The organism is Streptomyces sp. 17_S59, from assembly GCF_056930295.1.
The window spans coordinates 5,084,278-5,102,703 of record NZ_JBXOWD010000001.1 but is presented as its reverse complement, the minus strand read 5'-3'; the positions used below and the strand labels follow the sequence as shown (position 1 = coordinate 5,102,703).

The following is an 18,426-nucleotide window of genomic DNA, read 5'->3' as shown; positions in this document are numbered from 1 at the left end:
CCCCCTACAGGCTCTCGACCGGCCCCTGGATGCGGAAGTGGCTGCCGTTGCGCGTCCCGAGCCTGGCGCGCATGTAGACCTTGCCGCCCGACTCGGCGAGCGTGATCTCCTTGCCCGCCTCGCCCAGCCTGGTCCGCGTCTGGCCGCGGTAGCGGAAGTACACGTTGAGGCGGCGGGGGCCCGGGGGCACCTCGATGTCCTGGATCCCCCACCGCGCGGGTCGCTCCTCGCCGTCCACTTCGATGACCGGGCGGGTGAGCAGGTGGTGGAACCAGGCCGCGACGGGCGATGGCTTCACAGTGATCTCGACAGTGGTCACGTCGTTACCGCTTCCTGCATCTCGATGGCACTCATTGTTTCGCTTGGTTCACCGGGTTCACTTGGTCTGTCGCGATCCGGCTTCGTACGGTCCGGTATGGAGCACACGATCGCAGAGCCGATCATCACCGCGCCGAAGCTCCACAGTCCCATGGTGATGATGATCGAGCCGTGCAGGGCGATGTCCATCGCGAGGCCGGCTTTGCGCCAGCGCGGAGAGGCCAACAGGCATACGGCAATGGCGATTTCCACGACCAGCGCACCCCAGGTCATGGCCAGCACCATGAAGGAGTTCTTGGACAGCCACAGGGCTGCGGAGGCCACGGGGTCCGCGGCGCCGAACATGTTGTCCCGCAGGAAGTAGTACTCCGCCGTCCCGTTGGCCCAGTCGGCCACGCCGAACTTGGCGATCGCGCTGTCGAGGTAGACGTACGCGATCTGCACCCTGATCGCCCAGTGGGCCACGAACGAAACCGTGCGCCAGGACGCGCCGATCTCGTCGGCCGGCGCCTCCCAGTGCCATCTGCGGTTGTCGGCGAGCCCGATCGGAATCATCAGCAGAGCGACGATCAGGCCGACCGACTCGCCGCCGTCGGGCAGCGCGATGCTCACCGACACGGAGAACATCGCATACGCCTGGGGAATGCAGGTCCAGCGCGGCCGGTAGCCGCTCGCGGCGACCAGGAGAACAGCGATCAGAAACCAGCGCCTGATCTCGTCGTCGATCGAGGAGCCGCCGACGCACAGGGCCGATGCCGCGCGGATCGAATCGCACTTGGCCCCGCTTCCCATACCGGGAACCGGCACCAGCAGAGCCTTGATCGGAGTGAACAGCAGGACGCTGAGCGCGGCCGAGGCGAGGACAGTGCGCCCGACGCCGAGCCATTTGCTGCGCGGATCGTGTTTCTCCACCCGCTTGTTCAGGCTTTCGGCCAGCGAGTACAGAGCCTTCGTCACAGCGTTCACCGGGGAATTCGTCGCTGTCGTCATTTGTCGCACCGGACGTCCACGTGGGCGATTTCCTCGACGCGCTTGGTGTAGTCGACGCCGTTCCGGTAGGCCCACGGCACCGTCCGCTCGTGCGAGATGTAGGCGTCACCGCACACGGTCGGCACCGGGCTGTGGTTCTCCACCTTCTGCGCCGGTTCGCGCGATGCGGCATCCAGGCACGCGCGCGACTCGCCCGAGCACGGCGACCAGTGCGTCACCGCTCCGTTCAGGAACCCCAGCTCCGGGCCCTGGGCGCGCTGTGTGCGCGACAGCCCGAAGAGGTTGGACATGTCGCCCTGCGGTGTGCGCAGCAGATTGCCGACCTCTCCGTCCTCGCTCAGCGAATAGACGGAGACCTGGACGCTCTGCGGATTGCGGGTGAAGAACGCCCAGTTCTGCGGCGTGACGATATTGAACACGGGGCGGGCGCCCTTGTCGTGGCGGCTGCTCAGGGGGTTACTCGGCAGCGTGTAGAAGAGCGACAGGCCGAGATATCCGAAAATGACGAAGCAGGCTACGGCGAACAGCGCGAGCTGCCGCAGCGAAGCCGGCCGGGGGGCCGAAGCTGTGGGGTTCTTGTCGGTATTACCGGTGTCCGTGCTGGCCATACGGCGCGTTTTCCTCAAGCGGTGAAGAGCTGGAAGGTGCCTTGGGGCGACGGCCCCGCCTCGTCACGCAGTCGAGGTGACGGTGACGAGGCAGGACGCGTGCTCACGGTCTCGGGGCGATGTGCCCGTCAGATCGTTCAGAGCGCCTTGGCAACCGCCGCCACCAGGTTGTCGCGGTCGAGGTTGTTGGACTTGTCCATCTCGAAGCCGTAGCTCACGGCGGAGGGGACCACGACGAGGGCGACGACCGCCTCGGTGGCACCGGCCACGTTCGCGTAGACCGCGCCATTGATGAAGGCCAGGGCGTTGATCTCGGTCAGGACGTTGGCGTCGTGCCAGACGATGCCGCGGGGGGACATCATGACCCCGTGCTTCACGTTGGTCTGGGCCATGTACTTCTTGAGGTCCTCGTTGAGCCGCTCCATACCGGCCTTGGCCTGGTACGGGTCGTTGATCTGCACGGCGACGGTGACCGCGTCGTGGAAGCCCGGGTCGATCTCGCGCAGCTTCTTCGCAAGCTCCGCTATCTGCCCGTCGGTCGGCTGCGGGCTGCCCTTCGGACGCTGTGCCTTGATCTTGTCGGCCAGGTCCGGGTGCTCCTCGGCCGCCTTGCCGGTGCCGAAGAGGAGCAGCGCGATGATCTCCTCGTCCGAGTACTTCACCTTGTGCTGGGTGTGCTTCGCCGTCTTGCCCGCCGACACGGCGGTGGTGCCGCTGTGCGCGGAGGCGCTGGCGATCGCCGGCGCGGCCGCGCCGGTGCCGACGGCGGTGAGGGCGACCGCACCGATGACGGTGGAGCGGGTCCACGACAGTTTCATGTGCCAACCTTCCAAAAAAATTCTCATGCAAATGAGCTGGGCCGAGCGAGTAGATCACGCACCCATCGGCGCCACTAGATCCATTGACGGGGGCTTGACGGCGGAGGTGGCGGATCCTGACGTTCCGTCAACACGACCCCGTACGGCCCTTTACCAGCCGGACCCCACTGACGGGTACAGCTTCCGTGAATGCCGATCCCCGTGCGCATTCACTCGCTACAGTGCCCGCACATTGCCCGGAGAGGGGTGGGAGGACTCATGCCCAACTTACTGAGAGTGCCGCTCGAAAGCGGCGGAGCCGTCCTGGTCGAGATCGAGGACGACCCCCAGGCCGTCGTGCGGGTCGCCCGCGGCGGCGGTGGCGGGGCCGTGACGCACGCCGCGCAGACCCTGGAGCGCGGGCTGGACAGTGTGCGGGAGGCCGCCCACGCCGTCGTCGGCAGGCTCACCGACCTCCCCCGGCAGCCGAACAAGATCACCCTGGAGCTGGGGCTGAAGCTCTCGGCGGAGACGGGCGTCTTCCTTGCCAAGACGGCGGGCGAGGCGTCCCTGACGCTCACCCTCGAGTGGGACAAGCAGCGGCCCGAGGCCCTGCCGGTCACCAGGGCCGTGACCGCGAACGGCGCCGCGAACGGCACCGCCAACGGCACGGCGGCCGCGGCGAGCTGACCACCGCACGGCAGAAGGAAACGCACGGCAGAAAGAGACCAGCTCCATGCCCGGACCCGTGCCCAACCGAGGTATCGCCCGGCTGTGGGCGCACGGCGCGCCACAGGGTGCGGGCTTCCTGGCCGCCCCGCGCACCGTGCTGACCTGCGGGCATGTCGTGTCGGCCATCGCAGGAGAGCACGAGTCGGCACCCCTGCCGCCCGGGCTGGCCGTCGAGCTGGACTTCCCGATCACCGGAGGACGGACGGCACAGCGGCAGACCGCGACCCTGCTCCGCCACATACCCGTCGCCCCCGACGGCACGGGCGACATCGCCGTCCTCTCGCTCGCCGAGGGCCCGCCGGCCGGGGCGGAGCCCGTACGGCTGCTGGACGTGGACACGGTGCGGGACCACCCGTTCACGGCCTTCGGTTTCCCGGCCGGTGACGACGACGGCGTCTGGGCGTCCGGCAGGATCGTCGACGACCGCGGCCGGGGCTGGGTGCAGATCGAGAGCACCGGGGCCTGCGAGATCCTCCAGGGGTTCAGCGGCACGCCGCTGTGGGACGAGCGCATCAAGGCCGTGGTCGGCATGGTCGTCGCCACCGACCGCCGGTTCCTGGGCCGCGCGGCCTACGCCATCACGGCCGACGCCCTGATCGAGGCCCACCCCGAGCTGCGCCGCTACGCCTCGCTGCCGACCCCGTTCCGGGGGCTCCTGCCGTTCCGGGAGCAGGACACCGCGCACTACTTCGGGCGCGCCGTGCAGATCAGGGAGCTGACCGAGGCGGTGACGACGTCCAGCGTCGTCCCCGTCGTCGGGACCTCCGGAGTCGGCAAGTCCTCGCTCGTCCAGGCGGGGCTCGTCCCCGAGCTGCGGCGGCGCGGGGACTACAGCGTGGCGACGCTCGTCCCCGAACCGGCCGTGCGCGCGGAGCACATGCTCGCCTCGGCCCTGCTGCCGCTGCTCGACGCGCCGCCGCCGGGAGACGGAGATCCGAAAGACGGAGATGCGGTGCAGCGGCTCGCAGAGCTGGCAGCACACTTACGGGAGGGCGCCGCCGCACCCGCCGTCAAGGAGGCGATCCGCCGCGCCGGGACCTCACAACTCCTGCTGTTCATCGATCAGTTCGAGGTACTGTTCCGCTGCTCACCGGATGCGGCGGACGCGCTGGTCGAGCAGGTCGTCCGGATGACCGAATGGCGGACCGCGGACGGCGGCCCGCTCGTACGCCTGGTCTTCACGCTGCGGCTGGACTTCCTGACGTCCATGCGCCGGTTCCCCGTACTGGGACGGGCCTGCGAGACGTCGGCCTTCTTCGTCAACAAGCTGTCGGGCGAGCAGCTGCGCGAGGTGGTGCTGTCACCGGTCGGCTCCTTCCACGGCGCCGTGCGGTTCGAGGAGCGGCTGGCGGAACGCCTGCTCTCGGATGCGGGGAAGAGCCCGGGGGCGCTGCCCCTCCTCGAATTCGCCCTCACCCTCCTGTGGGAGCACCAGCTCCGGGGAGTGCTGACGCACGCGGCGTACGAGGAGATCGGCCGCGTGGCAGGCGCCCTCGCGACGCACGCGGAACGGGCCGTCAAGGAACGGCTGGGCGACCGCAGGGACGCGGTGCGGCGGCTGTTCGTCCAGCTCGTCCGCCCGGGCGACGGCGCCGCGGACAGCCCGGTCGACACCGGTCGCACCGCACGCCGTCCCGAGCTGCATCCCGCGTGCTGGGAGGCGGCACAGCTGCTGGGCGGCCAGCGGCTGGTCCACCTCGACCACGCCTCCGACGGCGTGGAGACGGTCTCGCTCGCCCACGAGGCGCTGCTGGAGCACTGGCCCGCGCTGCGGTCCTGGGTCGACGCGGACCGGGACTTCCGCACCTGGCAGGAGCACCTCCGCGCGCGGATCGACCGCTGGGAGCCGAGCGACCGCGACCGGGCGCTGCTGATGCGTGGCTCGGAGCTGAGCGCGGCGGAGAAGCGGCTGCGCGAGCGGCAGGACGACATCTGCGAGGGCGAGCGCGCGTACATCCGGGCGAGCGCGGAGTGGCGGCGGCGCCGGCGGTTCCGCGGGGCCCTTGCGGCGACGGCCGTCGTCACGGCGATGGCGGGCCTCGCCGGGGCCAGCCTGTATTCCGTACGGGACAACAGGGCGGCGGAGCTGTCGAGCGGGCTGGTGCAGGAGGCGCAGCGCCAGGCGAACGCGCGGCTGGAGCCCTCGGCCCTGCTGTCGGTCGCGGCCTGGCGGACGGCGGCCACACAGCAGGCCCGCGACAACCTCTTCGAACGCTACCTGGCCGACGCCCGCTACGACGCCGTCCTGCCCGCGAGCGGTGACGTCGCGGAGACGGCGGTGGACGACTCGGGTCAGGTGATCGCCGTCCGGACCGGCGGCGGCAGGCTGACGGTCTGGCGCGTGGCGGCGCAGGGCGGGATCTCGCCGCTGACGCAGCTGGACGGCGTCTCGGCCGTGGCAGTGAGCCCCGACGGCACGCGGCTGGCGCTCGGCGGCGAGGGCAACCGCATCGGGGTGTGGGACGTACGCGGCGGCAAGATGCTGCTGACGCTGCAGGGCGCGGCGAGCACCGCCAGCATGGAACAGAAGGTGGACGGGCTGCGCTTCGACCGTACGGGGCACCGGCTCGTGTCGCACCCTCCGGCGGACGCCACGGCCCAGGTGTGGGATCTCGACCGGCCCGCTTCTCCAGCGGTGGCGCTGCAGGCTCCGACCGGGACCGAGGGGGAGGCCAGGGAGTTCGCCTTCGACGCGAGCGGCGAGCACGTCGTGGCCTCCCACATCGGGGACGACTACCACGTGTGGGACGCGCGCAGTGGCCGTGTCGTGCCGAAGAAGGGTCCGGCCGAGGGTCCGGGTCTCCCCGTGGTGTCCTTCCTCAGCGGGACCCACCCGGTCGTGGCCCAATGCGTGGACGGAGTATGGCACTTGACCGACCCGGCGGACGGGGCGACCGACGCGCACCTCGCCCGGACGATCCCGTGCGGCGACGGGAGCGAGCTGGCCGCCGTGTCCGACCAGGTGGTGCTGGAGCGACAGAAGGGCACGGTGACGGTCTACGACGCGCACGCCGGGCAGCAGCTCGCGCAATTCCCCGAGGACGAGGCCTCAGGCGGCCGCTTCACCAAGTACGCGATGGCGAACGGGAGTCGGCGCGTGTCCTTCGCCCGTGGCGCGGAAGTCCTGGCCATGACCGCTCCGGCAGCGGGCTCCCTCGGGACGGTGAGCTGGATGGGCGGGTCGTCCCCGGCGAGCGAGCTGGGCGACGCGGACGTGGCCCAGTTCTCTCCGTCGGGCCGCTACCTGGTGACGGTGGGCGTCGGCGAACCGGTCTCGGTCTGGGATCCGGCGACGGGGCGGCGCACGGCCACCGCGGGGAACAGCGGGGGCCCGGGCCACGCGGTCGTCGACCCCACGGAGAAGATCCTCGCGGTGAGCGACCGGACGGACCCGGCGGTGACGCTCTACAGCCTGCCCGGCCTCCGCGTTCTGCGTCAGCTCCGCATCGGCCTCCCCACCGGAACGCCCCCGCGTGCGGGAGCAATCGCAGGAATGGGATTCGGCGCACAGGGCCGCTTGACGACCCTGGCGGGCGGCGCGGTCTCGCAGTGGGACACGGCCACCGGCCGGGAGATCGGGCAGGCGCTGCTCTTCGGGGGAGGTGCACCCACCGAGGAACACCAGTATGCGGCGACCATGACGGCGCGCCCGGGTTCCCCGCACGTCGCCTTGACCACCCCGGACCGCCGTGGCGTCGAGGTCTGGGACCTCAAGGACCGGCGCCGGGTCAGCGTGCTCGTCCCCGAGTTCAAGTCGCCGCTCCTCGACTGGCAGCGGGCCGTGCGCTACAGCGCGGACGGCAAGCGGCTCATGCTGGTCGGCGAGGACGGGGAGACGGAGATCCGGGACGCGGAGAGCGGACAAAAGCTGATCGCCATCCCCGCGGCCGCCTCCCGCTACACGGCCTTCCTGGCCCGCTCCGCCCAAGTGGTCAGCATGCGGCAGGGCGCCTTCGAACTGTGGGGCCCGGAGGGCCTGATCGCCCGGACGCGCACACCCGCGGCCGCCCAAGTGCGAGCGGTCGTACCATCACCCGACGGCGAGCGGATGCTCCTGACCACCGGCAAGGAACTGGACGTGAGATTTCAACTCGGACCGGCGTCGCCCGACGCCTGGGCCACAGGCCTGTGTTCGCGGGTCACGCGCGACATCACGCGGAGCGACCTGGGCACGGTGCGCTACGGAACGGTGGAGCGCTATCTGCTGGGGGTGTCGGCATGCGATCGCGGATAAGGGCCGTGGCGGCAGCGGCCGCGTGCCTGCTGCTGACGGCCGCGTCGACATCCTGCTCGTCGTCGAAGAACGCGGAAGGCTCACCGAAGCCGACCCCGTCGGTGGCGTTGTGGAGCCCCTCGGCGGGACACCCCGCACCGTCGTCGGCCGCCGCGGGCCCCTTCGACCTGGATGCCGCGACGCTGCGCATCAAACGCCTGGGCTACACGCCCGATGACGAGCCGAACGTCCTGAAGAACCTCCGCGGCCCCTTCCGGGCCATTCACGGCCACTGCACGGGCAGCGTCGACGGCCGCTGCGTCAGCATCTTCTTCTTCCAGGGCAACGACTACCTGGGCTACGACGCCCCCGGCGTCACCGAATCCACGATCGTGAACCAGGACGGGACGACGGCCACCATCTCGTACCCCATCTTCACGGTCACGGACGCGATGTGCTGCCCGACGGGCGGCAAGAGGGAGATCAAGGCGCGCTGGAAGGACGGGAAGGTGGACTTCTCACCGCCGCTGCCGGGAAATCCGAACGGGCCGGCGACGTGAACCAACGCTCGCACCGGCAGTGTGCGAGTGATGATCTTTGTGCTACCTTCTGCGCAGCCGTGCACCACTGCACATTCGAGGAGGTGAGTCCGATCAGCACTGTGACACGTCGGGACTCCCTCCTTTGCATGGCCTAGCCAGGGAGCGCCCGCGCAAGGCATCCCGAAAGGCTCGAAACGCTGATGCGCTTCACCTCCCAGACGTCGTCGGACGGCGTCACCGAACAGTTCTTCACCCTCGACGAGATCCCCGGCGTGCTCTGGACGCCGGAAGGCGCCTGCGGCACTCGTCCCCTGATTCTGCTGGGCCACGGCGGCGGGCAGCACAAGACGGCCCCCAACACCCTGTCCCGCGCGCGCCGCATCGCCGCCGAGGGTTTCGCGGTCGTCGCGATCGACGCACCCAACCACGGAGACCGGCCCCAGGACGAGGAGTTCGGCCGGATAGCGGCCCGGATGCGGGCCGGCATGGCCGCCGGTGAGAATCCGGGCGCGCTGGTCGCCGGCATGCACAGCCACCTGGCCCGTCAGGCCGTCGCGGACTGGCAGGCGGTCCTGACCGCGGTCCAGCGCCTCGACCACGTCGGCGCCGGCCCGGTGGGCTATTGCGGCATGTCGATGGGCTGCGGGCTCGGCATCCCCCTCATCGCCGCGGAGCCCCGGATCCGCGCCGCGGTGCTGGGCCTGCTCGGTGTGCACGGGCTGGCCGAGGACGCGGCGCGGATCACCGTGCCGGTGCAGTTCGTGGTCCAGTGGGACGACCGGATGGTTCCGCGGGACCAGTGCCTGGCGTTGTTCGACGCCCTGGCCTCGTCCGAGAAGACGCTGCACGCCAACCCCGGCAATCACGGGGATGTGCCGTCGTTCGAGGTGGACAGCTCGCTGCAGTTCTTCGCCCGGCATCTGAGCTGACGCGGGATCACCGGTCCCGGGCGTCTGCCGCGCTCTCCAGCAGGGCTTCGAGCAGCGCCCGGGCATGCGGTTGCGGTCTCCTCCGGCGGGCGGTGGCCACGCCGATGTAGCGAGCAGGGCGGGGCGGTGCGATCGGGATGACGGCCAGGTCCGGGGTGGGCGGCCCGAGCGCGACGCTGGGTACGAGCGAGATGCCCACACCCGCAGCGACCAGGGTCTGGGCGAAGAAGTAGTCCGTCGTCGCGGCCGCCACGCGCAGTTCGCAACCGGCCAGGGCCGCGTACCGCTCCAGGAACGCCTGGGTCTTCATGCAGCCCAGCACCCAGCGCTCGCCGAAGAGTTCGGCCATGTCCAGGCTGTCGCGGTCCGCCAGGCGGTGCCCGGGCGGGAGGACGGCCGACAGGGGATCGTCCATCAGCGGTGTCCACTCGAGCACGGACCGGCCGTCGGTCCCCACCGGCAGCGGCCCGTCGAAGTGGTAGGCCAGCGCGATGTCGGCGCGGCCTTCGCGGACCAGCGGCAGGCTGTACTCCGGCTCCCGTTCCAGCACGGTCAGTTCCACGTCGGGGTGCCCGGCGACGAAGCGGGTCAGCGCCGACGGCAGCAGGTGCCGGCCGCCGCTGCCGAAGGTCGCGACCGTGAGCCGGGGGCTGCCCGCGGACAGCCGGTCTATCTGCTCCCGGGCGTGCGACAGTTCCGCGTCGACCGTCTCCGCCGCCTCCACCAGCAGCCGGCCCGGCTCGGTGAGCGAGACGCCGCGCGTACTGCGGTTCACCACCGATGCACCGAGCGTGCGCTCCAGGGAAGCGATCTGCTGGGACACGGCGGAGGGGGTCAGCAGGAGAGCGGCGGCCGCCTTGTTGAAGCTGCCGTGCCGGGCCACCTCGCGGAGGGTGCGCAGGCGCTGGACGTCGATCATCAGTTTTCCTAACGACGGATTAAGCAAGTCGCCACTTCTGCTGTTGATCGTAATCCGGCACGCTCAAGGCACGTCACGAGCGAGGCAAAGGAACGAGGGGGAGACGTGGTGCAGGAGATTGCCGTCATCGGTGGCAGCCGGTACTTCGGCAGGCAGGTGGTCGAGCGGCTGCGCGACGCGGGAGCACGGGTCACCGTCATCAACCGGGGTTCCGTTCCGGCCCCGACGGGCGTGACCCATCTGATCGCCGACCGCGACGACCCCGAGGCCCTCGGCTCGGCGCTGGGCGAGCGCACTTTCGACGCGGTGCTCGACCAGGTCTGCTACACCCCGCGGCAGGCCGCCGTCGCACGGGACGTCTTCCGCGACCGCACCGGGCGCTATGTGATGACCTCCACCATCGAGGTCTACGACCCGGCCACTTCCACGACCGTCCGCCGGGCCGCCGCGCCGTCCGTCCCGCTCGCAGAGGACGCCGTCGACCTGGCCGCCCAGCCCGTCGACCAGGACCTTCCCTGGCACGAGCCGGATTTCCTCAACGGGCACTACGCCGAGGGCAAGCGCCAGGCCGAAGCGGTCTTCACCCGCGATCCCGCCTTCCCGTTCGCCGCCGTGCGGTCGGCTCACGTCGTCTGCAGCAGCGGCGCCGACTTCACCGGGCGCCTGCGGCATTACGTCGAGCGGGTGGGAGCGGGGCGGCCCGTGTCCGTACACCGTGAGAACCACGCGTCGTCCTTCATCAGCGCGCACGAGATCGCGGACTTTCTGGTCTGGGCGGTGGGTGCGGACTTCACCGGCCCCGTCAATGCGCGCTCGCACGGCGAGTTCACCGTGACCGACCTGTGCGAACGCATCGCGGACCGGACCGGGAAACCGCCCGTCTACCGGACCGTCGAGCCGGGATCCGAGGCGTCCCCCTTCGCCTTCGACCGCTACTACGGAATGGACAACTCCAGAGCGGAACGGATGGGGTACCGCTTCTCTCACACTGCCGATTGGCTGCCCCAGGCCATCGCCGAAGAACTCACGAAGGGTTTCTGACATGCGTATGCGTCAACGCAAGCTGGGCGACACGGCAGTGAGCGCGATCGGCCTCGGCGCCATGCCGCTCTCCATCGAAGGGCGCCCCGACGAGGCACGGGCGATCGCCACGATCCACGCCGCGCTGGACGCCGGAGTCACCCTGATCGACACGGCCGACTCCTACCACCTCCTGCCCGGTGAGACCGGGCACAACGAGTCGCTCATCGCCCGTGCGCTGTCCCGCTACGGCGGCGACAAGGACGACGTACTGATCGCCACCAAGGGCGGCCGGGGCCGGCCCGGTGACGGCTCATGGACGGTGACGGGAGACCCGGAGCACCTCAAGCGGGCCTGCACGGACTCGCTCAAGCGACTGGGCGTCGAGGCCATCGGCCTCTACCAGCTGCACAAACCCGACCCTTCGGTGCCCTGGGCGGACTCCGTCGGCGCCCTTGCCGAACTGCTGGACGAGGGCAAGATCCACGCGGCCGGCATCTCCAATGCGGACACCGATCAGATCGCAGAAGCCGCCCGGATCCTCGGTGACCGCCTCGTCTCCGTACAGAACCGCTTCTCGCCGGCCGTCCGCGACGGCGAGCCCGAACTCCGGCTGTGCGAACGGCTGGGAATCGCCTTCCTGCCGTGGAGCCCGCTCGGCGGCATCTCCCGCAGCGCGCTCGACGAGGACGCGGAACGGGGACCGGAGTTCCCGGAATTCCACCGGGTCGCGCGGAGCCGCGGAGTGAGCCCGCAGCAGGTCTGCCTGGCCTGGCTGCTGGCGCTGTCACCGATCGTCGTCCCGATCCCGGGCGCCTCGCGGCCGGAATCGATCCGCGATTCGGCGGCTGCTGCGGAACTGACGCTCACGGCGGAGGAGATTGCCCGGCTTACGGGCGATGTGGGTTGATGTTGCTCGACGTCAGTCGGCTTGGACGTCCTTGGAGACGAAGGAGCCGAGGCCGGGCTCGGTATAGATGAGGCCCTCCGCCCGCAGCGCCCGGTGCACCTTATGTGCTGTTTGGGTGGCGATGCCGAACTCTTCCATGAGCTGGACGACCGACGGCACCCGTGATCGAGGCGTGTACGTACCGTCCTTGATGCGCTGTCGGATCACTTCGGCCACTTGACGCCAACGCGGAATGTCAGGAGCGAATTCGATCACATGAGCACGCTACGTGCGCCATGTCTTTCGTGCAACGTGCGCATTGGTTCCGACTCTTGGCATTGCGAGCGTTCTACACCATTGCACTGTTAGGGTCCGGGATCACGGAAGACCCCGGCGACCGCTGCAACCGGTCCCGGGGCACGGCCAACGCTGAGTCAGGAGCGCCGACATGAAGAAGGTTATCCGCCGCTGGTTCCGTTGGGCGAGGTCCCTGCCCGCGCCGCCCGGCAAGCCCCACCGCTGCACCACAGCCCCACCGACCCAGCCTCCCCTCCCCGCCACCTTCCTATGGGTCACCGCCCACGGCATCGACATCCGTCCTAGGCAGGAGGTTGTCCGATGACGGAACTCCCAGCAGTGGGCACCCTCGTCCTCGACGCGCGCCGCGACCGCGTAGGCGAGGTCACGGCCGCCGTCGGCGGACGCGTACACCTGCGCGCACCCGGCGGCGGAAAGGAATGGGAAGCCCTCCCCTGCGACATCCGCCCGGCGACCACCACCGAAACACTCCGCGCCAAGGTCGCCAACGCCAACGAACGCAGCAGGCAAGGCCGCGGGCAACCCGAAACCGCTCCCGCGCTCCCCCGATGCGAAACGTGCCAGGACATCAAACGCCGCAGATACCAAGCCCTCGAAGCCGGCAACCGGCAAGAAGCCACCCGCCTCACCACCGCCATGGGCGTCCACCTGCGCGAAGCCCACCCGGCGTAGCAGGAGGCCGGGCCTTCACGTGCCCGAAACAACCCCCCGGCACAATCCACAGCCATGAAGATCAAACAAGTCCCCTGGACCGCCCCCGACGCCACCGCGCTGCGCGCCCGGCAGCGGGCCGAGATCGCCTCCCCATACCGGCGGTCGGCCATACGGGCTTGTGGGCTGACGCGGACGAGCGAGGGGCGCTACTGTGGTCGTGAAGCGGCCCCCGCCCGAGTCGGCAAACTCACGGGCGAGGACCGAGCCGGGACAGTTAGTCCGCCCCTAGCAATCCTGGGGGCGGACTAGTCATATCCGTCACCGGCCCCGCATCCACCTCCACAGCTCCCGGATCACCGAGGCGATCCGCTCGTGCAGAGGCTTCTTGCGGTGGCGCCCCATGGACGCTCCCCTCCAGCGGGTGCGGCCATTGCCGGTGGCCGCTCCGGAGGAGGCCCGGATCGGACCCCCTGGGCGAGAAGCCCGAGCCTGAAAAAGGGACTCCTCGTGGAGGGGAGCGCACCGCAGTGCGCCTGCAGGAGACATTAGCGGCTCCCGGCAGTCGAGTTGGCTTTTCGTACTGAGAACCACCCTGTGGGGAAAGGTGCTTGGCGGGGCCAGGTCAGAGAAGCGAACCCCCGGAGACCCGCGCCCTCTCCCGCAGCTCCCTCCGCAGCACCTTCCCCCCATTCGCCGTCCGCGGAATCGCCTCCACGAACTCGACATGCCGCAGATGCTCGTAATACGGCAGCTGCCCGGCGACGAACTCCGCCACCTCCTCCGCGCTCACCCCTCCCCGCGGCACGACCAGCCCGTACGCCACCGCCCCGCTGAAGTGGTCCGGGCAGTCCACCACCGCGCAGTCTGCGACGCCGGGATGCCGCATCAGCACCCGTTCGATCTCCGTCGGCGACACCAGCCAGTTGTCGCACTTGAAGACGTCCTTGATGCGGTCGACCACGAACAGATAGCCCTCCTCGTCGAGCCGCCCGATGTCGCCGGTCGCGAACCAGCCGTCCGCCTCCACGTCCAGGGCGCGGTCCCGGCCCAGGTAGCCGCGCATCAGCTGCGGGCCGCGGATCTCGATCTCACCGAGGTCGCCCAGCGGCACCACCGCCCTGGACTCCGCGTCCACGATCCGTACCTCCGTCCCGGCGACCGGCCGTCCGCTGGAGCGCAGCTTCGGGCGGTCCGGGGTGTCGCAGGCGGCCAGGGGCGAGGCCTCGGCCAGCCCGTAGCCCTGGACGACCGGCACCCCGAAGTGCTGGCCGATCGCCATCGTGACCTGCGGCGGCACGGCCGAGCCGCCGGAGAGGACGGCCCGCAGGGATGGCGCCTCCAACTCGCCGAGGCGGGGGTCGGCGGCGAGGCGGGCCAGTCGGACGGGGAGGCTGTAGAAGTGGGTGGCCCGGCAGCGGGCCGCCACGGCGAACGCCGATGCGGCGTCGGCGTCCGTGCACAGCACCAGCGTCGCACCCGCGGCGACGGATGCCGTGAGGTGCATGAGGTGGAAGGTCGGCAGATAGTCGAACAGCACCGAGGACGGCTCCAGCCGGTGCGCGTACGCGGTCTGCGCGGCGTTGACGATCAGATTGTGATGTGTGAGGCGGACGGCCTTGGGCGCTCCGGTGGTCCCGTTGGTGAACTGCAGGCAGGCCACGTCCGACGCCGCCTTGTCGCGCGCGGGCACCGCCCCGTGGGCATCGGCATCGGCCTCCGCCAGTGCCTCGGCCGGCGTGGGCAGCCCCGTCCCCTCCACGGGGCCGCTCAGCACGATCGTCTCCAGTTCCGGCAACCTCTCGCGCACCAGGGCGAGTTCGCGGTAGCAGTCCGGCGGGACGATCGCCACCCGCGCGCCCGACGTGCGCAGTACGTGCACCAGCCCGTCGCCGCGCAGCAACGGGCTGATCAGGGCGCTGGTGAGGCCGGCCCGCGCGGTGCCGTAGAAGGCCACCGGGTAGGCCGCGTCCAGGGCCTGGGCGACAGCCACGACCGCGTCCGGGCGCCCGCCCGCCATCCGCCGCAGCGCACGGGCGCAGCGCGTGACCTCGTCGTCGAGTTCCGCGTACGTCATGTCGCGGTCCGCGGTGCGCAGCGCGAGCCGCTCCGGGGTGCGGGCCGCTTGGGCCGCAAGGACCTGGTCGATCCGCTCGGCCCCCAGGAACGGGGCGAGTACGTCCGTCGGTTCGCCCACCGCGACGCTCGGCTTGCCGCTGCCCGTCGTCATGAGCGCGGCAGGTCGTCGCGGAGCACCGAGCGGTGGCGTACGAGCAGCGAGCCGCCCTCCCGCACCAGCACGTCGTCGCAGCTGGTGGAGAGGCACACGCCGGCCTGTCCGCCCAGAGCGGTCTCGATGACCAGGGCGTACGTACGGGCGGTGACGGTCCCGTCCGCCTCGGGCCGGACCTCGAGCATGCCCAGCCAGTGGCGGCGCTGCTTGCCCTGCTGCCGCAGCGCCCCGGTGGCGCGCCGGGCGCTCTCCTCGATGACGGCGCGGCCCTCCTGCGGGGCGGGGTGCCCGTTGGCGGCGAAGACCCCCTTCTCGGTGAAGGTGCGGGCCCAGCCCGCCACGTCCCCCTCGTCGAGGAGGCGCATCTGGCGTGCGTAGAAGTGCTGCACCTCCTGGTAGAGGGCTGTGTCCGGCGATGCCGTGAGGTCTGCCTGCGAAGTCATGGCGCGTCGTCTCCTGTTCCCGGTCGGTGTTGGCTGCCGGGACAGGCTGGCAGCGGGGGCTCGAAGACCGGTGGAGCGAGGACTCGGGTCCGGTAGAGGGGAGCGGGGGACTTGAGGCCGGTCCGACTACCGGTCGAGCGGTGCCGGGGACGGTGGGCGGACCCAGACGACCAGAGAGGACGGGCGATCGACCATGTCCCCGATGTCCCTGCCGAACCCCTCGGGCACGCACCACACCCGGCACGAGGCCGAGATCCACGCCCCGGCCGACGTGGTCTACCGGATCGTCGCCGGAGCCGCCGACTGGCCCCGCCACTTCGCCCCCGCCGTGCACGTCGAGCGCAGCCTCCTGGAGTCCGGCCGCCCGGGCCTCGCCCAGGAGCGCCTCGCGATCTGGGCCGTCGCCAACGGCGAGATCCGCACCTGGACCTCGCGCCGCGAGCTGGACGAGACGCGGCTGCGCGTGCGGTTCCGGCAGGAGGTCTCCTCGCACCCGGTGGCGGCCATGGGCGGCGAGTGGATCGCCGAGCCCGTCGGGGAGAACCGCACCCGGCTCGTACTGCTCCACGACTTCGACGCGGTGGACGACACCCAGGAGAACGTGGCCTGGGTGCAGCGGGCCACCGACCGCAACAGCGAGACCGAGCTGGCCAACATCAAGGCCGTCGCCGAGAGCTGGGACCGGCAGCGCGAACTGGTCTTCTCCTTCGCCGACTTGGTGCTGATCGACGGACCGGCCGAGCGGGTCTACGACTTCCTGCACGACGTCAAGGCATGGCAGGAGCGCCTGCCGCACGTGGGCCGGCTGGACCTGCGCGAGGACGGGACGGACGGGACGGACGGGACGGACGGGACGGACGGGACGGACGTCCAGTGGATGGACATGGAGACGGTGACGAAGGACGGCGCGTCGCACACCACGCGGTCGGTGCGGCTCTGCTTCCCCGAGTCCCGCCGGATCGTCTACAAGCAGACCGTGCCGCCCTCGCTGATGACCGCCCACCTCGGCGAGTGGACCGTCGAGGAGACGCCGTACGGGGTGCGGGCCACGTCCGCGCACACCGTCGTCGTCAACGAGGCCAACATCGCCCCCGTGCTCGGCCCGGACGCGACCGTCGCGACGGCCCGCGCGGCCATCCGCAAGGGGGCGGGCGGCAACAGCCTGGCCACGCTGACCCTGGCCAAGCAGTTCGTCGAGGCCAGCCGTGGCTGACGGCGCTGCGACCGGCGGCGTCGAGGTGCTGGTCGTCGGGGCCGGCCCGGTCGGCCTGACGGCGGCGCACGAGCTGCTGCGGCGCGGGGTGCGGGTCCGGCTGGTGGACCGGGCCGCGAGCCCCGCGCCCACCAGCCGGGCCCTGGCCACGCACGCCCGGACCCTGGAGGTCTTCCACGCGATGGGGGTGGCCGGGGCGCTGCTGCCTCTGGGCCGCCGGGTCGAGCACTTCAGCCTGCACCACAACGGCCGCCGCCTGATCCGCTTCGACACCAACTACCGCACCATGCCCACGGTTTACCCCTTCTCCCTGATGGTCGACCAGGTGGTGACGGAGCGGGTACTGCGGGAGGCGGTGGCGGCGCTGGGCTGCGAGGTGGAGTGGGGCGTCGCCCTGGAACAGCTGACGGCGGGCGCGAAGGCCGTACGCGCCCGGCTGCGCCACGCGGACGGCTCCGCCGAGGACGTCACCGTCCCCTGGCTGGTCGGCGCCGACGGCGGCCGCAGCACCGTACGCAGGCAGCTGGGCCTGCGGCTGATCGGCGACTCCGCGCAGGTGTGGCTCAACGCCGACGTCGAGCTGGACGCGGACCTGCCGCAGAACAGCAACCACCTGGTCCGCAGCGGCGCAGGGTCCCTCCTGCTCGTCCCGTTCCCGGAACCCGGGAAGTGGCGGGTGATCGACACCGAGGACATCGGCGGGGCCGACGACCCGGAGGCCGTACGCACCCGCCTGTCCGGCAAGCTCTCCCGTGCGCTGGGCAAGCCGGTGGCGGTCACCGTGCCGACGTGGATCTCGGTCTTCACCGTCCAGCAGCGCATGATCGAACGGATGCGGGTGGGCCGCTGCTTCGTCGCGGGCGACGCGGCGCACGTCCACAGCCCCGCGTCCGGGCAGGGCATGAACACGGGCATCCAGGACGCGTACAACCTGGCGTGGAAGCTGGCGGAGGTGGTCCGCGGCCGCGCGGACGAGCGGATCCTGGACAGCTACGACGCGGAGCGCATGCCCATCGGCAGGGCGCTCCTGGGCTCGACGCGCAAGGCGACGGCCCTGGTGGCCCTGCGCAACGCGGCGGCCCCGGTGGCACTCCCGCCGGTCCTGGGCCTGCTCAATGCGGTGCCTCTTGTGAAGCGCAGGGTGGAGCACCGGATCGTACGCGGCTTCTGCGGCCTGGCCCTGCACTACGCGGACAGCCCGCTGACGCTGCGGTCGGCGGGGGCGGGGCGCCGGGTGGCGTGCCCGACGGATACAGGGGCGTGGGCGGGCCTGCGTACGGAACTGGGCGACCCTCGCTGGTCGTTGCTGGTGTTCGGGGGTGTTGGGGAGGGGGTGCTGAAGGAGATCGACCGGCGGTATGGGGAGGCGGTTTCGGTCCGGGTGGTCGGTGTGGGGTTGGGCTTGCACCCGTTGCCCGATCCGCTGGAGGAGCTGCAGAGGGGGCTGGGGGTGGCCCCGGGTGAGTTCGTGCTGATCCGGCCGGACGGTTATGTGGCGGCGGTGGGGGCGGCCGGTGGGGCGGAGGAGCTGGCGGGGGTGCTGCGGGGAAGGGGGCTGCTGCCGCAGTGGTAGGGCGGGCTCAGCGCCAGTGACGAACATGACTAGTCCGC

17 protein-coding genes are annotated in these 18,426 nt (G+C 70.9%); 9 read left to right on the top strand and 8 right to left on the bottom strand.

Annotation, left to right across the window (positions count from 1 at the left end; all coding sequences use genetic code 11):
* Positions 1 to 4: 4 nt before the first annotated feature.
* The 4 genes from AC1Z4A_RS23370 to AC1Z4A_RS23355 all read right to left on the bottom strand — a co-directional run bounded on the left by AC1Z4A_RS23370 (position 5) and on the right by AC1Z4A_RS23355 (position 2,734).
* A complete protein-coding gene (locus AC1Z4A_RS23370; protein ID WP_483681802.1) occupies positions 5 to 319 on the bottom strand; it encodes a hypothetical protein in 315 nt (104 codons plus the stop codon).
* Positions 316 to 1,308 carry a sporulation-delaying protein SdpB family protein gene (locus AC1Z4A_RS23365; protein ID WP_483681801.1) on the bottom strand — a complete coding sequence of 331 codons (993 nt, stop codon included), beginning with the start codon at positions 1,306 to 1,308 and terminating at the stop codon, positions 316 to 318. The genes AC1Z4A_RS23370 and AC1Z4A_RS23365 overlap by 4 nt, the downstream gene beginning before the upstream one ends.
* Entirely contained in the window at positions 1,305 to 1,916 is a 612-nt protein-coding gene (locus AC1Z4A_RS23360) for an SdpA family antimicrobial peptide system protein (protein ID WP_483681799.1), read from the bottom strand. The genes AC1Z4A_RS23365 and AC1Z4A_RS23360 overlap by 4 nt, the downstream gene beginning before the upstream one ends.
* Positions 1,917 to 2,053: 137 nt before the next feature.
* Positions 2,054 to 2,734 carry a sporulation delaying protein family toxin gene (locus AC1Z4A_RS23355; RefSeq protein WP_483681797.1) on the bottom strand — a complete coding sequence of 227 codons (681 nt, stop codon included), beginning with the start codon at positions 2,732 to 2,734 and terminating at the stop codon, positions 2,054 to 2,056.
* A gap of 258 nt (positions 2,735 to 2,992) precedes the next feature.
* On the opposite strand from AC1Z4A_RS23355, the gene AC1Z4A_RS23350 reads away from it, so the two are divergent.
* From AC1Z4A_RS23350 to AC1Z4A_RS23335, 4 genes are all read left to right on the top strand, one after another.
* Positions 2,993 to 3,403, top strand: coding sequence for a CU044_2847 family protein (locus AC1Z4A_RS23350; protein ID WP_483681795.1), 411 nt, complete (start codon positions 2,993 to 2,995; stop codon positions 3,401 to 3,403).
* Between the two features lie 46 nt (positions 3,404 to 3,449).
* The gene (locus tag AC1Z4A_RS23345; RefSeq protein WP_483681793.1) at positions 3,450 to 7,679 is read left to right on the top strand and encodes an nSTAND1 domain-containing NTPase; all 4,230 of its coding nucleotides are present in this window, start codon (positions 3,450 to 3,452) and stop codon (positions 7,677 to 7,679) included.
* On the top strand, positions 7,664 to 8,218 hold the full coding sequence (locus AC1Z4A_RS23340; protein WP_483681791.1) for an LppP/LprE family lipoprotein: 555 nt from the start codon (positions 7,664 to 7,666) through the stop codon (positions 8,216 to 8,218). Before AC1Z4A_RS23345 ends, AC1Z4A_RS23340 begins: the two co-directional genes overlap by 16 nt.
* A 182-nt stretch (positions 8,219 to 8,400) precedes the next feature.
* Entirely contained in the window at positions 8,401 to 9,129 is a 729-nt protein-coding gene (locus AC1Z4A_RS23335; protein WP_483681789.1) for a dienelactone hydrolase family protein, read from the top strand.
* Between the two features lie 7 nt (positions 9,130 to 9,136).
* Here the strand turns inward: AC1Z4A_RS23335 and AC1Z4A_RS23330 are convergent, their stop codons facing one another.
* Positions 9,137 to 10,048 (bottom strand): LysR family transcriptional regulator, encoded by a 912-nt coding sequence (locus tag AC1Z4A_RS23330; RefSeq protein ID WP_483681787.1) that lies wholly within the window; start codon positions 10,046 to 10,048, stop codon positions 9,137 to 9,139.
* A gap of 105 nt (positions 10,049 to 10,153) precedes the next feature.
* Between AC1Z4A_RS23330 and AC1Z4A_RS23325 the strand changes: the two genes are divergently transcribed.
* Both AC1Z4A_RS23325 and AC1Z4A_RS23320 read left to right on the top strand, forming a co-directional pair.
* Positions 10,154 to 11,089 carry an NAD-dependent epimerase/dehydratase family protein gene (locus AC1Z4A_RS23325; protein ID WP_483681784.1) on the top strand — a complete coding sequence of 312 codons (936 nt, stop codon included), beginning with the start codon at positions 10,154 to 10,156 and terminating at the stop codon, positions 11,087 to 11,089.
* A 7-nt stretch (positions 11,090 to 11,096) separates the two neighbouring features.
* Positions 11,097 to 11,978 carry an aldo/keto reductase gene (locus AC1Z4A_RS23320; RefSeq protein WP_483683698.1) on the top strand — a complete coding sequence of 294 codons (882 nt, stop codon included), beginning with the start codon at positions 11,097 to 11,099 and terminating at the stop codon, positions 11,976 to 11,978.
* A gap of 12 nt (positions 11,979 to 11,990) precedes the next feature.
* Here the strand turns inward: AC1Z4A_RS23320 and AC1Z4A_RS23315 are convergent, their stop codons facing one another.
* The gene (locus AC1Z4A_RS23315; RefSeq protein ID WP_483681782.1) at positions 11,991 to 12,233 is read right to left on the bottom strand and encodes a winged helix-turn-helix domain-containing protein; all 243 of its coding nucleotides are present in this window, start codon (positions 12,231 to 12,233) and stop codon (positions 11,991 to 11,993) included.
* A gap of 342 nt (positions 12,234 to 12,575) precedes the next feature.
* On the opposite strand from AC1Z4A_RS23315, the gene AC1Z4A_RS23310 reads away from it, so the two are divergent.
* Positions 12,576 to 12,947: a hypothetical protein gene (locus AC1Z4A_RS23310; protein WP_483681781.1), complete on the top strand. Its 372-nt coding sequence runs from the start codon at positions 12,576 to 12,578 to the stop codon at positions 12,945 to 12,947.
* A 604-nt stretch (positions 12,948 to 13,551) separates the two neighbouring features.
* On the opposite strand, the gene AC1Z4A_RS23305 is transcribed toward AC1Z4A_RS23310, so the two are convergent.
* Together AC1Z4A_RS23305 and AC1Z4A_RS23300 are read right to left on the bottom strand one after the other, a co-directional pair.
* Positions 13,552 to 15,156, bottom strand: coding sequence for a class I adenylate-forming enzyme family protein (locus AC1Z4A_RS23305; protein WP_483681779.1), 1,605 nt, complete (start codon positions 15,154 to 15,156; stop codon positions 13,552 to 13,554).
* The gene (locus AC1Z4A_RS23300) at positions 15,153 to 15,602 is read right to left on the bottom strand and encodes a nuclear transport factor 2 family protein (protein WP_483681777.1); all 450 of its coding nucleotides are present in this window, start codon (positions 15,600 to 15,602) and stop codon (positions 15,153 to 15,155) included. The genes AC1Z4A_RS23305 and AC1Z4A_RS23300 overlap by 4 nt, the downstream gene beginning before the upstream one ends.
* Positions 15,603 to 15,804: 202 nt before the next feature.
* Between AC1Z4A_RS23300 and AC1Z4A_RS23295 the strand changes: the two genes are divergently transcribed.
* Positions 15,805 to 16,815 (top strand): aromatase/cyclase, encoded by a 1,011-nt coding sequence (locus AC1Z4A_RS23295; protein ID WP_483681776.1) that lies wholly within the window; start codon positions 15,805 to 15,807, stop codon positions 16,813 to 16,815.
* Complete coding sequence (locus tag AC1Z4A_RS23290) at positions 16,808 to 18,388, top strand: FAD-dependent monooxygenase (protein ID WP_483681774.1); 1,581 nt, start codon at positions 16,808 to 16,810, stop codon at positions 18,386 to 18,388. Before AC1Z4A_RS23295 ends, AC1Z4A_RS23290 begins: the two co-directional genes overlap by 8 nt.
* Positions 18,389 to 18,426: the final 38 nt, after the last annotated feature.

What these genes read in the sequence shown, in the direction of transcription:
- AC1Z4A_RS23360 (WP_483681799.1), bottom strand. Translation starts at nt 1,916, where the DNA reads ATGGCCAGCACGGACACCGGTAATACCGACAAGAACCCCACAGCTTCG.
- AC1Z4A_RS23320 (WP_483683698.1), top strand. Translation starts at nt 11,097, where the DNA reads ATGCGTCAACGCAAGCTGGGCGACACGGCAGTGAGCGCGATCGGCCTC.
- AC1Z4A_RS23295 (WP_483681776.1), top strand. Translation starts at nt 15,805, where the DNA reads ATGTCCCTGCCGAACCCCTCGGGCACGCACCACACCCGGCACGAGGCC.
- AC1Z4A_RS23350 (WP_483681795.1), top strand. Translation starts at nt 2,993, where the DNA reads ATGCCCAACTTACTGAGAGTGCCGCTCGAAAGCGGCGGAGCCGTCCTG.
- AC1Z4A_RS23340 (WP_483681791.1), top strand. Translation starts at nt 7,664, where the DNA reads ATGCGATCGCGGATAAGGGCCGTGGCGGCAGCGGCCGCGTGCCTGCTG.
- AC1Z4A_RS23335 (WP_483681789.1), top strand. Translation starts at nt 8,401, where the DNA reads ATGCGCTTCACCTCCCAGACGTCGTCGGACGGCGTCACCGAACAGTTC.
- AC1Z4A_RS23310 (WP_483681781.1), top strand. Translation starts at nt 12,576, where the DNA reads ATGACGGAACTCCCAGCAGTGGGCACCCTCGTCCTCGACGCGCGCCGC.
- AC1Z4A_RS23330 (WP_483681787.1), bottom strand. Translation starts at nt 10,048, where the DNA reads ATGATCGACGTCCAGCGCCTGCGCACCCTCCGCGAGGTGGCCCGGCAC.
- AC1Z4A_RS23345 (WP_483681793.1), top strand. Translation starts at nt 3,450, where the DNA reads ATGCCCGGACCCGTGCCCAACCGAGGTATCGCCCGGCTGTGGGCGCAC.
- AC1Z4A_RS23300 (WP_483681777.1), bottom strand. Translation starts at nt 15,602, where the DNA reads ATGACTTCGCAGGCAGACCTCACGGCATCGCCGGACACAGCCCTCTAC.
- AC1Z4A_RS23355 (WP_483681797.1), bottom strand. Translation starts at nt 2,734, where the DNA reads ATGAAACTGTCGTGGACCCGCTCCACCGTCATCGGTGCGGTCGCCCTC.
- AC1Z4A_RS23305 (WP_483681779.1), bottom strand. Translation starts at nt 15,156, where the DNA reads ATGACGACGGGCAGCGGCAAGCCGAGCGTCGCGGTGGGCGAACCGACG.
- AC1Z4A_RS23365 (WP_483681801.1), bottom strand. Translation starts at nt 1,308, where the DNA reads ATGACGACAGCGACGAATTCCCCGGTGAACGCTGTGACGAAGGCTCTG.